Below are 12,393 nucleotides of genomic sequence, written 5' to 3'. Positions count from 1 at the left end.
TCTTTATCCGATCTTCGTTTCAAACGGGCAATGTCATGACCACGCCCGTTACGCGAAAGCGCGTCGCGTCTGCCAATTAATGCGACGTGCAAAATGAACTCGTTTTGGTCGCATTCTGCGATGCCGGAGATTTTTCCGGCTGCAAATGCTCTAGGAGGGCCGGGGATTACCGGCTGAAAAAGATGGAACTCGATATTGTCTCCCTGTCGCGATTGCAGTTTGCAATCACGGCACTTTATCACTTCCTCTTCGTACCTCTGACGTTGGGTCTTTCCGTGCTGCTGGCCATCATGGAAACCGTTTATGTGATGACGGGGCGACTCATCTGGCGACAGATGACGAAATTCTGGGGTACTCTGTTTGGCATCAACTTCGCGATCGGTGTCGCGACAGGCATTGTGATGGAGTTCCAGTTCGGCATGAACTGGAGCTATTACAGCCATTATGTGGGCGATATTTTCGGCGCCCCGCTGGCCATTGAAGGCCTGATGGCCTTCTTCCTCGAAGCAACCTTTGTGGGTCTGTTCTTCTTTGGTTGGGACCGTCTTTCCAAGGTCGGCCACCTGATCGCGACCTATGCCGTCGCGGCGGGATCGAATTTCTCCGCCTTGTGGATTCTCATCGCCAATGGCTGGATGCAGAACCCGGTCGGATCGGCCTTCAATCCCGAAACCATGCGCATGGAAATCACCGATTTCTTCGCGGTTTTGATGAACCCGGTGGCGCAGGCCAAATTCGTACATACGGTTTCAGCCGGTTATGCGACTGCATCGGTGTTTGTTCTGGGCATTTCCGCCTGGTATCTCCTGAAAGGACGCTCGGTTGAGCTCGCCAAGCGTTCGATGACGGTTGCCGCTTCGTTCGGTTTGGCCGCTTCGCTTTCCGTCGTCGTTCTGGGCGATGAAAGCGGATATCTGGCCAACGAACACCAGAAGATGAAGATCGCCGCCATCGAAGCTATGTGGGAAACGGAACCGGCACCCGCGCCGTTTACCGCTTTCGGCATCCCGGACCAGCAGGCGCGCGAAACCCATTTCGCGGTGCAAATTCCCTGGGTCATGGGGTTGATCGGCACGCGTTCGCTAACTACGCCGATCCAGGGCATCAACGAACTGGTTCAGAATGCGGAGAACCATATCCGCAACGGTATCGTCGCCTATGATGCGTTGCAGAAAATCCGTGCCGCTGGCGACACCAGTGCCGTGCCACAGGATGTGAAGGACGTTTTCGCCGACAACAGCCAATGGCTGGGCTATGCGCTTCTTCTGAAGCGTTATGTGGACGATCCGCGCACGGCTACCGACGAGCAGATCGCCAAGGCCGCAAACGACACGGTTCCGGGTGTTCTGCCGCTGTTCTGGGCATTCCGCATCATGGTCGCCATCGGGTTCTTCCTGATCCTGCTGACTGGCACGTTCTTTGTGCTGTCGGCGCGGCGCAAGCTTGATCAGCATCGCTTCCTTTTGAAAGTGGCGGTCTTTGCAATTCCGCTGCCGTGGATCGCTGCCGAAATGGGCTGGATCGTCGCCGAATTCGGACGTCAGCCATGGATTATCGAAGGCATTCTGCCGACAGCAGTTGCCGTCTCCAATCTCGGCGCGTCGACGGTTCTGCTCACCCTCATCGGGTTCTGCGCCATCTATACGGTGCTGTTCATCATCGAAATGGGCCTGATGATACGCGCGATCAAAGCGGGACCAGAACCCGACAGCAAACCTGAAGCCATGCTTGCACCTGCCAGCATTGCGCCAGCGGAGTAAGGACCATGATACTCAGCGAATTGTTGGACTATGAAACCCTTCGCATCATCTGGTGGGTCCTGCTCGGCGTGCTGCTGATCGGCTTTGCCGCGATGGACGGGTTTGATTTGGGCGTGGATATTCTGATGCCGCTCGTCGGCAAAACGGATGTCGAGCGTCGCGTCATCATCAACACGATTGGCCCAGTCTGGGAAGGCAATCAGGTCTGGCTGATCCTCGGCGGCGGCGCAATCTTCGCCGCCTGGCCACCGCTCTATGCGGTGTCCTTCTCGGGCTTCTATCTGGCGATGTTCGTTATCCTGTTTGCCCTCATCCTGCGCCCGGTTGGTTTCAAATACCGCTCGAAGCGTGAGGGCAAGGCATGGCGTCGCGGCTGGGACATTGCCCTGTTCATCGGCGGGTTTGTACCGGCTCTGATCTTCGGCGTCGCAGTCGGCAATGTGTTGCAGGGCGTACCGTTCCGTCTCAACGATGATCTCCAGATATTCTATGAGGGTTCGTTCTTCGGTCTGCTCAACCCGTTTGCACTTGTGTGCGGCGTGTTGTCGGTCACCATGCTGTCGATGCATGGCGCCTCGTGGCTGGTCCTCAAAACTACCGGAGAAATTCAGCAACGAGCGCGGCGCTATGGCAGCATCGCCGCACTTCTCACGCTCGTTCTTTATGCTCTGGCCGGTGTTGCCAGCTGGTTCTGGGTGTCGGGCTACCGGATCACAAGCGCCGTCGTTACCGATGGACCTTCCAATCCGCTGCGCAAGACGGTGGAGCTGGATCACAGCGCATGGTTTGCCAACTATGCGAATTATCCAATCCTGCTGATTGCTCCGGCGCTTGGCATTCTGGGTGCAATCGCAGTGTTTCTGACACTGCGTGGCGGACGTGAAGTTGCGCCGCTTCTGCTGGGCAAGCTCACGATCTTCGGCATCATCTCGTCGGTCGGTGTGTCTATGTTCCCGTTCATTCTGCCGTCTTCGCTCGATCCCCGGGCAAGCCTGACGGTTTGGGATTCGTCTTCCAGCCATATGACCTTGTTCATCATGCTGGTCGTGACGCTGATCTTCCTGCCGATCATCGTTGCCTACACGTCCTGGGTTTACCGGGTGCTGTGGGGCAAGGTGGACAAGGATATGATCGAAGACGAGAGCAACCACGCTTATTGATCGGGCAGCGGGCGACTTAGCCGCCCGCGCCTTTCAATCCAAGAAAGGAAAGCAATATGTGGTATTTTTCCTGGCTTCTGGGCTTGCCGCTCGCCGCAGCTTTCGCTGTGCTCAATGCCATGTGGTACGAGCTGATGGACGACCGCGCCCGCAAGCGTCTAGCGGCAGATCCGACTTCGGAACTGGCACGCCAAGGTACGAAGCATCACTAACAAACGGAGCGGCCCGGAAACGGGCCGTTTTCTTTATGGGCTGATGTTGGTCTTAGGCCGATGGTATCGAGAGTTCCGCTACGAAATCATAGGCATCGCCACGATAGAGCGATTTGGTGAACTCGACCGCGCGGCCTGATGCGAGATAGGAAATACGCTCGATGGACAAACCGGCATCGCCGGTCTTGACGCCGAGTATCCGGGCATCGGGGTCCTTAATATTGCAGGCGGAGATGCGCTGCACGGCGCGTACCGGACGAAAGCCGGTACGCCCGAGCTCGGCATAGAGCGATCCCTTGACCGCATCGGGATCGGGCAGAACCTCGCTCGACAAGCTGGCGCGCTCGATAGCCAGCGGAAGATCGCTTGCCATGCGCAAACGGCCAAGTCGCGCAACCCGGGTTTCGGATGAAACGCCAAGCTTCATCATTTCTTCGGGCGACGGATAATAGAGGCCGCGTTCCAGCCATTTGGATTGGGTGGCGATGCCGCGCCGCGCCATGTCTTCGGTAAAAGATGTGAGCATGGAAAGCGACTGCTGCACACGCTCGCTCGGGCGCACAACAAAAGTGCCGGAGCCGTGACGACGCACCAGAAGTCCCGATTTGACGAGATCGTCCACCGCCTTGCGCACAGTTACGCGGCTGATATTGGCATATTCCGCAATGTCACGTTCGGGCGGCAGCGCCTCGCCATCGGCAAGATGTCCGGCACGAATCGCTGCCTCCAGCGACTGACGCAGCTGCATGTAAAGCGGTCCCGCGCCAGAAGTTGGCGCAGTGCCCTGAAGGTTTTTGGGGAGAAAGGCGCTGAAATTGCCGCTCATGCACGCGCCTCATCCATCTTGTGCCCATAGCGCTTGAGCGCGAGCTGCAAAGCTCCGGTCAAAGCGTCCGCTGCCGGTTGAACAATGAGCTTCTGCTGGCTTGCGGGGAGCCACTCCACATAAAGCGGCGCCATCCCGCCCAACAAACTGATCCGTTCCGCGCCCTGAGCAATCAACATGTCCAGCGTTTCGCTGACATAGCCTGCCGAGCGTTGCAGAAGCATGCGCGCGGTCTCATCGCCATTAGCAGCATATTGGAAAATACGCGGAGCATATTTGCCGAAATCGCCCGGCTTTGCCGTCCAGGCAAATTCAACCAGATTGTCGGGATTATTGCCGAACTCATCGAGCACATCCGTTGTCAAACGGCTGCGGGGGTGGATACCATCATGTACGAGCAGGCATTCCTGCAACAGGCTTTGGCCGAGCCGCGCGCCGCTGCCAAGATCGCTGAGCGGAAACCCCCAGCCACCGACCGAATGAATTCGTTCGTGCTGCCGAACGATATAGGCCGTTCCGGTGCCAAGTATGGCGACAATTCCGTCCTGATCGCCAAGCGCACCCTGCAATGCGATAAGACCGTCGAACTCGACATTGGCATGAGCAAAGGGGAGGCCGCGTTCAATAGGCAGGCCCGCGCCTTGGACATTGCCGCCAGCAAGTCCGAGTACCGCATGGCTTTCGGCATAGTGGCTCTGGTCGAGCCCCGCATGGGCGAAGGCATTGTCTATGGCTGCACGTACATTGACGAGCGAAGTCTGCGGATCAGTGACAATATTGGCCGATCCGCTGCGTCCCGTTCCGAGAATCGCACCGCTGCCATCTGCCACCACAGCGCGGCATCCGGTGCCGCCCCCATCCACGCCAATGAAAAACTCTGCCATGAGATACCTCCAACTTGAAGATACCAAAAAAATACCATTAACCAAGCAGATTCATCGGAGACGAGCAAATTTGATTAATGCATTGATAAATTGAGATAAATTATCTTGCCTCCAATTTTTATGCGAGAATTTCGTAAACTTCGCTGGACAATTGGTACGTTTTTGGCATTAAATTCAATCAAAGGGGAGCGCAATGCCGCCAGGGGTCGCCAAAGGTTGTTAACAGGCGAGGGTCGCGCGGAAATGGGATGGAGCGAAGACCGGCGGAGCCGGCACTTATCCCATACCGTGATGAGCTATCGTCATTAACGTGGTGTATCGCAATGGACAGGCGTATCTCGCCTCTTTTGTGCGTCTGCGTTCAAAAAAACGGGAGAAGGTCAAATGGTTCGCAATACCTTGAAATTCATGCTGCTGGGTTCGACGCTGCTGGCGTCGGGTTCTGCCGCATTGGCTCAGGACGTCACGCTGACGGTTGAAAGCTGGCGTAACGACGATCTGCAAATCTGGCAGGAAAAGATCATTCCGGCCTTTGAAGCAAAGAATCCGGGCATCAAAATCAATTTCGCGCCAAGCGCGCCGACGGAATATAACGCCGCTCTGAATGCCAAGCTGGATGCTGGCTCGGGCGGCGATCTGATTTCATGCCGTCCGTTCGACACTTCGTTGGAGCTGTTCAACAAGGGCAAGCTTGCCGATCTCACCGATCTGGAAGGCATGAAGAATTTTTCCGACGTCGCCAAGTCCGCATGGACCACCGACGATGGCAAGAAAGCTTTCTGCGTGCCGATGGCTTCGGTCATTCACGGCTTCATCTATAATCAGGAAGCCTTTGACAAGCTCGGCCTGAAGGCTCCGGCGACCGAAGCCGAGTTCTTCGACGTGCTTGAGAAGATCAAGGCGGACGGCACTTATATCCCGATGGCCATGGGCACGAAGGATATGTGGGAAGCCGCGACCATGGGCTACCAGAATATCGGTCCGACCTACTGGAAGGGTGAGGAAGGCCGCAAGGCGTTGATCGCTGGCGAGCAGAAGCTGACCGACGAGCCATGGGTTGAGCCGTTCAAGGTTCTTGCCAAGTGGAAGGATTATCTGGGCGACGGTTTTGAAGCCCAGACCTATCCGGACAGCCAGAACCTCTTCACGCTGGGCCGTGCCGCGATTTATCCGGCAGGTTCGTGGGAAATCGGCCTGTTCAACACGCAGGCGCAGTTCAAGATGGGCGCATTCCCGCCGCCGGTTAAGAATGCAGGCGACAGCTGCTACATCTCGGATCACAACGATATCGGTCTCGGCCTGAATGCTTCGAGCAAGAATGCCGAACAGGCCAAGGTGTTCCTGAACTGGGTGGCTTCGCCGGAATTCGCGGAAATCTACGCAAACGCGCTGCCGGGCTTCTTCAGCCTGAATTCGACGGCTGTGAAGATGTCCGATCCGCTGGCACAGGAATTCGTGTCCTGGCGCGAAAAGTGCAAGCCGACGATCCGTTCGACCTACCAGATCCTGTCGCGCGGCACGCCGAACCTGGAAAACGAAACCTGGGTTCAGTCGGCTAACGTCATCAACGGCACTGTAACGCCGGAAGATGCCGCCAAGAAGCTGCAGGAAGGCCTCGACAGCTGGTACAAGCCTGCGAAGTAATATGATCATTCACGGGCGGCTTTGCTTGAGGGCAGGCCGCCCGTGTGCATTTTCGATGCCGAACAGACTTGCAAGGCGCCTAACAGGCAGTTTTTCTTTCGCGCATTGCGCGATCCATGTCAGTCTCACGGCAAAAGAATGTTCGCAAGAACCGTATAAGCCGAAGAACAGCGAGTGTTGATGAGCCAGTCTGCCGACCTGCCAATCATTGAGCAAAAACGCCCGAGGCGATGGCACATTCTTGTGTTCCTGTTGCCTTGCGTGCTGGTTTATACGCTCGTCATGGTGCTGCCACTGATCGAGACATTGCGGCAAGCGTTCTTCAATGTCGTGGACGGGCAGCGCGTCTTTGTCGGCTTTGCCAATTTCCAGACGCTTTTCGGCGATGCAAACTGGTCGCGCGATTTCTGGAATGCGTTGAAAAACAATGTCATATTCTTCTGTATTCATATGCTGGTTCAAAACCCGATCGGCATTTTGCTGGCAGCCATGCTGTCGCTGCCGAGATTGCGTTTTGCCGCCTTCTATCGCACGGCGATCTTTCTGCCGACGCTACTCTCCTTCGTGATTGTCGGCTTTATCTGGAAGCTTATCCTGTCGCCGATCTGGGGCGTTGCGCCATGGATGATGGATCTGGTGGGCATGAAATGGGCCTTTGGGCCATGGCTCGGCAAGGCCGAAACAGCACTGGTCACGGTGTCGCTTGTTTCCGTCTGGCAGTTCGTCGGTATTCCAATGATGTTGATCTACGCGGCGTTGCTCAATATTCCCGATGAAATCATCGAAGCTGCCGAATGCGATGGCATTACCGGCTGGAGCCAGTTCTGGAAGATCAAGCTGCCGCTCATTCTGCCGTCGATTGGCCTGATCTCGGTCATGACCTTCGTTGCCAATTTCAATGCGTTCGACCTGGTCTATTCGATGCAGGGCGCACTCGCGGGGCCGGACAAGGCGACCGACATTCTGGGCACCTTCCTGTACCGCACCTTCTTTGGCTTCCAGTTGCAGCTTGGCAATCCGTCCATGGGCGCCACCATCGCCGCCGTGATGTTCCTCATCATCCTCGCCGGTGTGTCGCTCTATCTGTTCGGCATCCAGCGTCGCATGCGCCGCTATCAATTCTGAGGAGCGAGAAATCATGTCGAAAGCACGCACTTCGCCCCTTCGCACAACGTTCGTTCATGCGGCATTGATCATCTATATGCTTGTCGCCGTCTTTCCGGTGGCGCTGACGCTGATCAATTCCTTCAAGGACCGCAACGCGATTTTTCGCACGCCGCTGCAGTTTCCGACACCGGAAAGCTTTAGCCTGATCGGCTATGAGACGGTGCTGAAACAGGGCTCGTTCCTGACCTATTTCCAGAACAGCACCATTGTCACGGTGGCGAGCATCTTCTTCGTCATTCTGTTTGGCGCCATGGCCGCCTTTGCCCTGTCGGAATATCGGTTCAAGGGCAACACGCTGATGGGGCTTTATCTGGCCATCGGCATCATGATCCCGATCCGGCTCGGTACGGTTGCATTGTTGCAGGGCATGGTCGCGGTGGGGCTTGTCAACAGCCTGACATCGCTGATCCTCGTCTATACGGCTCAAGGCTTGCCGCTTGCCATCTTCATCCTGTCCGAATTTATGCGAACCGTGTCCGACGACCTGAAAAATGCCGGGCGAATAGACGGCATGTCGGAATATGCGATCTTCTTCAAGCTGGTGCTGCCGCTGATCCGGCCTGCCATGGCGACGGTCGCCGTCTTCACCATGATCCCAATCTGGAACGACCTCTGGTTCCCGCTGATTCTCGCGCCAAGCGAAGCCACCAAGACGGTGACGCTCGGCTCGCAGCTGTTCATCGGTCAGTTCGTCACCAACTGGAACGCGGTTCTGGCGGCGCTGTCGCTGGCAATGTTCCCGATCCTCGTCCTCTACGTCATTTTCTCGCGGCAACTGATCCGCGGCATCACAGCCGGAGCTGTAAAATGAGTGCACATACAACAACCGCCCCGGCCCAAGTCGCCCCAATTCGCGTTCTTTCAGCCGGTCTCGGCAATATGGGCCGCAGCCATGCGCTGGCCTACCATCGCAATCCGGGGTTTGAAATCGTCGGTCTGGTCAACCGGACTAAGGTTGCTGTCCCGGACGAGCTTGCCGGTTATGAAATTCATCCATCCTTTCAGGAGGCCCTGGCCGAACTGAAACCGGATATGGCCTGCATCGCCACCTATTCGGAAAGCCATGCCGATTATGCCGTGGCCGCGATGGAGCAGGGCGCGCATGTCTTTGTCGAGAAGCCGCTGGCGACAACCGTGGAAGATGCGCGCCGCGTGATCGATTGCGCTCGGGCCAACGGACGCAAGCTCGTCATCGGCTATATCCTGCGCCATCACCCGTCATGGATGCGGCTGATTTCGGAAGCGCGGCAGCTCGGTGGTCCTTACGTTTTCCGTATGAACCTCAATCAGCAATCCAGCGGCGCAACCTGGGAAACGCATAAAAACCTGATGAACACCACGTCGCCAATCGTCGATTGCGGTGTGCATTATGTGGACGTCATGTGCCAGATCACTGATGCCAAACCGGTGGAAGTGCGCGGTATGGGCCTGCGTCTTTCCAACGAAATCAAACCGGATATGTATAATTACGGCCATCTGCAGGTGCTGTTCGATGACGGCACGATTGGCTGGTACGAAGCGGGCTGGGGGCCGATGATGTCGGAAACGGCCTTCTTCGTGAAGGATGTCATATCGCCGAATGGCTGCGTCTCCATCGTCATGAACGAGGCCGTCACCAAGTCCGACGATGTGGATGCACACACAAAAACCTCGACCATCCGCATCCATCGTGCCGAACGCGGGGCGGACGGCAAATTCCTCAAACCCGATACGGATCTTTCCATGTCCGACGAGCCGGGCCATCAGGAATTGTGCGAACGCGAACAGGCTTACATGCTGAAAGCCATTCGTGAGGATATCGATCTCAACCGCCATATGGATGACGTGCTGCAATCGCTGCGCATCTGTCTCGCCGCTGACGAAAGCGTGCGTCTTGGCCAGCCGGTAAAACTGTAAGGGATTTTTGACTGTGGGATCGCTGCTACTCAAGTCGATACATAAGAACTACGGTGCGCAGGCTGTTCTGAAGGATATCAATCTGGAAGTTCGCGACGGCGAGTTCATCATTTTCGTAGGGCCTTCCGGTTGCGGAAAATCCACGCTGTTGCGCTCGATTGCAGGCCTTGAAGATGTTTCGTCGGGTCAGGTGCTGATCAACGACAAGGACGTGACCGTCATTCCGCCTTCGAAGCGCGGCATCGCGATGGTATTCCAGTCTTATGCGCTTTATCCGCATCTGACGGTGAAGGACAATATGGGCCTTGGCCTGAAACAGTCCGGCGCGCCGAAGGAGCAGATTGAAAGCCGCGTCACGCGCGCTTCGTCCATGCTGTCGCTTGATCCTTATCTGGCGAGACGTCCGGCGGAACTGTCGGGCGGCCAGCGCCAGCGCGTCGCCATCGGTCGCGCACTTGTGCGTGACCCGGAACTGTTCCTGTTTGACGAGCCTTTGTCCAACCTCGACGCCGCCTTGCGTGTCCAGACGCGTCTGGAAATTGCCAAGCTGCATCGTGAGTTGAAGGCGACGATGATCTATGTCACCCACGATCAGGTCGAGGCGATGACGCTTGCTGACCGCATCGTGGTGCTGAATGCGGGTCGGATTGAACAGATCGGCTCGCCGATGGAGCTTTATAACAAGCCTGACAATCTGTTCGTGGCAGGCTTCATCGGGTCGCCGCAGATGAATTTCGTCGAAGCGGGCCGTATCGGTGAAACGGGCGCGAAGACCATCGGCATCCGTCCGGAACATCTCGGCGTCAGCCGCGAAAGCGGCAAATGGAAGGGCAAGGTCATTCACGCCGAACATCTTGGTGCGGATACCATTCTTTATGTGGAAACCGAAGCGGCGGGACTCATCACCGTTCGCCTGTTTGGTGAACACCATTATACGGAAGATGACATCATCTTCGTGTCGCCGGAAGCGGACAAGACGCATCGCTTTGACGATGACGGCAAGGCTGTCCGCTAAACCATTCGACATTCGATGAAATTGAACCGCGCTTGTTTCAAGCGCGGTTTTTTGTGCCCGCGAGAATCAGGTTCCCGGATCGCATTTTCTATGAGTTTTATCATCGCGACGCGGTGGACAAAGTGCCTCAGGCACTATCGGATGAAGCGGATATCGCTCGATAGAGTACCAGATGGTACTGACGCATTCGTCAATGCTGCGTAAGAAAATTGCGCGCATGACCGCCGAAACATTCCATATCAAATCCTATATAAAACATGGAAATACACTTATTTCATTGACCTCATGAAGCGATGCATTTTCAGGTAGGAGAACTAAACTTCAGGATCACCTCTCGAGGCCATGAAAATAATCTTGCTTTATTTTGTAACCCGTATCACCCTGAATGACAGTGAAATCGGAGGAGGAAAACCGGCTTCACGTCGCATGGGAGGAATGCGGTCAATCTGTGTTTGAAAGGCCACCCGGAAACCGGGTTTTGAAGAAGCCTGTTCGCCGGAACCAAACAGAATTCCACCCGTTCGACATTCAGTGCCAGTTTTGCGAGGCCAGTTCTTGGCCCATTGCGAGGTATGCCCGCATGAGCGACGATGTCGTACTATCCCTGCATGTTCCCGAACCGGAATGGCGGCCCGGCGATGCGCCGGATTTCTCCCATGTCAAAATTCCTCGTGCTGGCAGTGTCAGAAGACCGGAAATAGACGAAAAGCCGGAAGCGATGCGCGATCTGGCTTTCAGCATCATTCGCGTGCTCAATCGCGAAGGCGAGGCGGTTGGTCCGTGGGCCGGGACGCTCACCGATGACGAGCTGAAAGACGGTCTGCGCCACATGATGATCCTGCGTGCCTATGATGCGCGTATGATGATGGCGCAACGTCAGGGCAAGACGTCGTTCTACATGCAGCATCTGGGCGAGGAGGCAGTCAGCTGCGCCTTTCGCAAGGCGCTGCGCAAGGGCGACATGAATTTCCCCACCTATCGGCAGGCGGGCCTTCTGATCGCTGATGATTATCCGCTCGTCACAATGATGAACCAGATTTTCTCCAATGAGCAGGACCCGCTGAAAGGCCGCCAGCTTCCGGTGATGTATTCCTCCAAGGAACACGGCTTCTTCACCATTTCCGGCAATCTCGCGACGCAATATACGCAGGCTGTCGGCTGGGCGATGGCCTCGGCAATCAGCCACGACACCAAAATCGCCGCCGCATGGATCGGCGACGGCTCGACGGCTGAAAGCGATTTCCACGCGGCACTGGTATTCGCCTCGACCTACAAGGCGCCGGTGGTGATGAACATCGTCAACAACCAGTGGGCGATTTCGACATTCCAGGGGATTGCACGCGGTGGCTCCGGTACTTTCGCGGCGCGCGGGCATGGTTTCGGCATTCCGGCGCTGCGCGTTGACGGCAATGACTATCTGGCCGTTCACGCTGTTGCCAAATGGGCGGTCGAGCGCGCGCGGCGCAATCTTGGCCCAACGATCATTGAATATGTCACCTATCGCGCTGGCGGCCATTCCACTTCGGACGACCCGTCCGCTTATCGCCCCAAGGCGGAAAGCGATGCATGGCCGCTTGGCGATCCGATCTTGCGACTGAAGAACTATCTGATCTTGCGGGGCGTCTGGTCGGAAGACCGCCACAAGCAAGCGGAAGCGGAAGTGATGGACCTTGTCGTCAGCGCGCAGCGCGAGGCGGAAGCCATTGGCACCCTGCATGACGGGCGCAAACCGTCCATGCGCGACATGTTCGAGGATGTTTACGCAGAAACGCCGCCGCATCTTGTTCGCCAGCGTCAGGAAGCGGGGTTCTGATCAATGACCAAGATGA

At 56.5% G+C, this 12,393-nt stretch carries 11 protein-coding genes; 9 read left to right on the top strand and 2 right to left on the bottom strand.

Annotated features, from left to right (window positions below; translation table 11 throughout):
• Positions 1 to 182: 182 nt before the first annotated feature.
• From WIX40_RS02665 to cydX, 3 genes are read left to right on the top strand one after another with little or no spacing between them, the layout of a single operon-like run.
• Entirely contained in the window at positions 183 to 1,760 is a 1,578-nt protein-coding gene (locus WIX40_RS02665) for a cytochrome ubiquinol oxidase subunit I (protein WP_339438260.1), read from the top strand.
• 5 nt (positions 1,761 to 1,765) lie between these two features.
• Positions 1,766 to 2,920: a cytochrome d ubiquinol oxidase subunit II gene (gene cydB, locus WIX40_RS02660; RefSeq protein WP_109367413.1), complete on the top strand. Its 1,155-nt coding sequence runs from the start codon at positions 1,766 to 1,768 to the stop codon at positions 2,918 to 2,920.
• A 56-nt stretch (positions 2,921 to 2,976) separates the two neighbouring features.
• Entirely contained in the window at positions 2,977 to 3,132 is a 156-nt protein-coding gene (cydX, locus tag WIX40_RS02655) for a cytochrome bd-I oxidase subunit CydX (RefSeq protein WP_339438255.1), read from the top strand.
• A gap of 52 nt (positions 3,133 to 3,184) precedes the next feature.
• Here cydX and WIX40_RS02650 read toward each other — a convergent pair whose 3' ends face one another.
• Together WIX40_RS02650 and WIX40_RS02645 are read right to left on the bottom strand one after the other, a co-directional pair.
• On the bottom strand, positions 3,185 to 3,958 hold the full coding sequence (locus WIX40_RS02650; RefSeq protein WP_109367411.1) for a GntR family transcriptional regulator: 774 nt from the start codon (positions 3,956 to 3,958) through the stop codon (positions 3,185 to 3,187).
• Positions 3,955 to 4,842, bottom strand: a complete 888-nt coding sequence (locus WIX40_RS02645) for a glucosamine kinase nucleotide-binding domain-containing protein (protein WP_339438253.1) — start codon at positions 4,840 to 4,842, stop codon at positions 3,955 to 3,957. Before WIX40_RS02645 ends, WIX40_RS02650 begins: the two co-directional genes overlap by 4 nt.
• A 384-nt stretch (positions 4,843 to 5,226) precedes the next feature.
• Between WIX40_RS02645 and WIX40_RS02640 the strand changes: the two genes are divergently transcribed.
• The 6 genes from WIX40_RS02640 to WIX40_RS02615 all read left to right on the top strand — a co-directional run bounded on the left by WIX40_RS02640 (position 5,227) and on the right by WIX40_RS02615 (position 12,377).
• Positions 5,227 to 6,486, top strand: a complete 1,260-nt coding sequence (locus tag WIX40_RS02640; protein WP_109367409.1) for an ABC transporter substrate-binding protein — start codon at positions 5,227 to 5,229, stop codon at positions 6,484 to 6,486.
• A gap of 180 nt (positions 6,487 to 6,666) precedes the next feature.
• Positions 6,667 to 7,611, top strand: a complete 945-nt coding sequence (locus tag WIX40_RS02635) for a carbohydrate ABC transporter permease (protein WP_109367408.1) — start codon at positions 6,667 to 6,669, stop codon at positions 7,609 to 7,611.
• Positions 7,612 to 7,624: 13 nt separating this feature from the next.
• Positions 7,625 to 8,464, top strand: a complete 840-nt coding sequence (locus tag WIX40_RS02630; RefSeq protein ID WP_339438250.1) for a carbohydrate ABC transporter permease — start codon at positions 7,625 to 7,627, stop codon at positions 8,462 to 8,464.
• Positions 8,461 to 9,549, top strand: coding sequence for a Gfo/Idh/MocA family protein (locus tag WIX40_RS02625; protein WP_339438248.1), 1,089 nt, complete (start codon positions 8,461 to 8,463; stop codon positions 9,547 to 9,549). Before WIX40_RS02630 ends, WIX40_RS02625 begins: the two co-directional genes overlap by 4 nt.
• A gap of 13 nt (positions 9,550 to 9,562) precedes the next feature.
• Positions 9,563 to 10,564, top strand: a complete 1,002-nt coding sequence (locus WIX40_RS02620) for an ABC transporter ATP-binding protein (protein WP_339438246.1) — start codon at positions 9,563 to 9,565, stop codon at positions 10,562 to 10,564.
• Between the two features lie 580 nt (positions 10,565 to 11,144).
• The gene (locus tag WIX40_RS02615; protein WP_109367404.1) at positions 11,145 to 12,377 is read left to right on the top strand and encodes a 3-methyl-2-oxobutanoate dehydrogenase (2-methylpropanoyl-transferring) subunit alpha; all 1,233 of its coding nucleotides are present in this window, start codon (positions 11,145 to 11,147) and stop codon (positions 12,375 to 12,377) included.
• Positions 12,378 to 12,393 lie beyond the last annotated feature (16 nt).

The organism is Ochrobactrum teleogrylli (genome assembly GCF_037482325.1).
Taxonomy (GTDB): domain Bacteria; phylum Pseudomonadota; class Alphaproteobacteria; order Rhizobiales; family Rhizobiaceae; genus Brucella; species Brucella teleogrylli.
The sequence above is the reverse complement of the archived record's forward strand: the minus strand, read 5'-3'. Positions and strand labels throughout refer to the sequence as shown.

Bases quoted from the DNA above. Each gene is read 5' to 3' on its own strand.
- WIX40_RS02635 (WP_109367408.1), top strand. From the start codon at position 6,667: ATGAGCCAGTCTGCCGACCTGCCAATCATTGAGCAAAAACGCCCGAGG.
- WIX40_RS02645 (WP_339438253.1), bottom strand. From the start codon at position 4,842: ATGGCAGAGTTTTTCATTGGCGTGGATGGGGGCGGCACCGGATGCCGC.
- WIX40_RS02640 (WP_109367409.1), top strand. From the start codon at position 5,227: ATGGTTCGCAATACCTTGAAATTCATGCTGCTGGGTTCGACGCTGCTG.
- WIX40_RS02625 (WP_339438248.1), top strand. From the start codon at position 8,461: ATGAGTGCACATACAACAACCGCCCCGGCCCAAGTCGCCCCAATTCGC.
- WIX40_RS02630 (WP_339438250.1), top strand. From the start codon at position 7,625: ATGTCGAAAGCACGCACTTCGCCCCTTCGCACAACGTTCGTTCATGCG.
- WIX40_RS02615 (WP_109367404.1), top strand. From the start codon at position 11,145: ATGAGCGACGATGTCGTACTATCCCTGCATGTTCCCGAACCGGAATGG.
- WIX40_RS02665 (WP_339438260.1), top strand. From the start codon at position 183: ATGGAACTCGATATTGTCTCCCTGTCGCGATTGCAGTTTGCAATCACG.
- WIX40_RS02650 (WP_109367411.1), bottom strand. From the start codon at position 3,958: ATGAGCGGCAATTTCAGCGCCTTTCTCCCCAAAAACCTTCAGGGCACT.
- cydB (WP_109367413.1), top strand. From the start codon at position 1,766: ATGATACTCAGCGAATTGTTGGACTATGAAACCCTTCGCATCATCTGG.
- cydX (WP_339438255.1), top strand. From the start codon at position 2,977: ATGTGGTATTTTTCCTGGCTTCTGGGCTTGCCGCTCGCCGCAGCTTTC.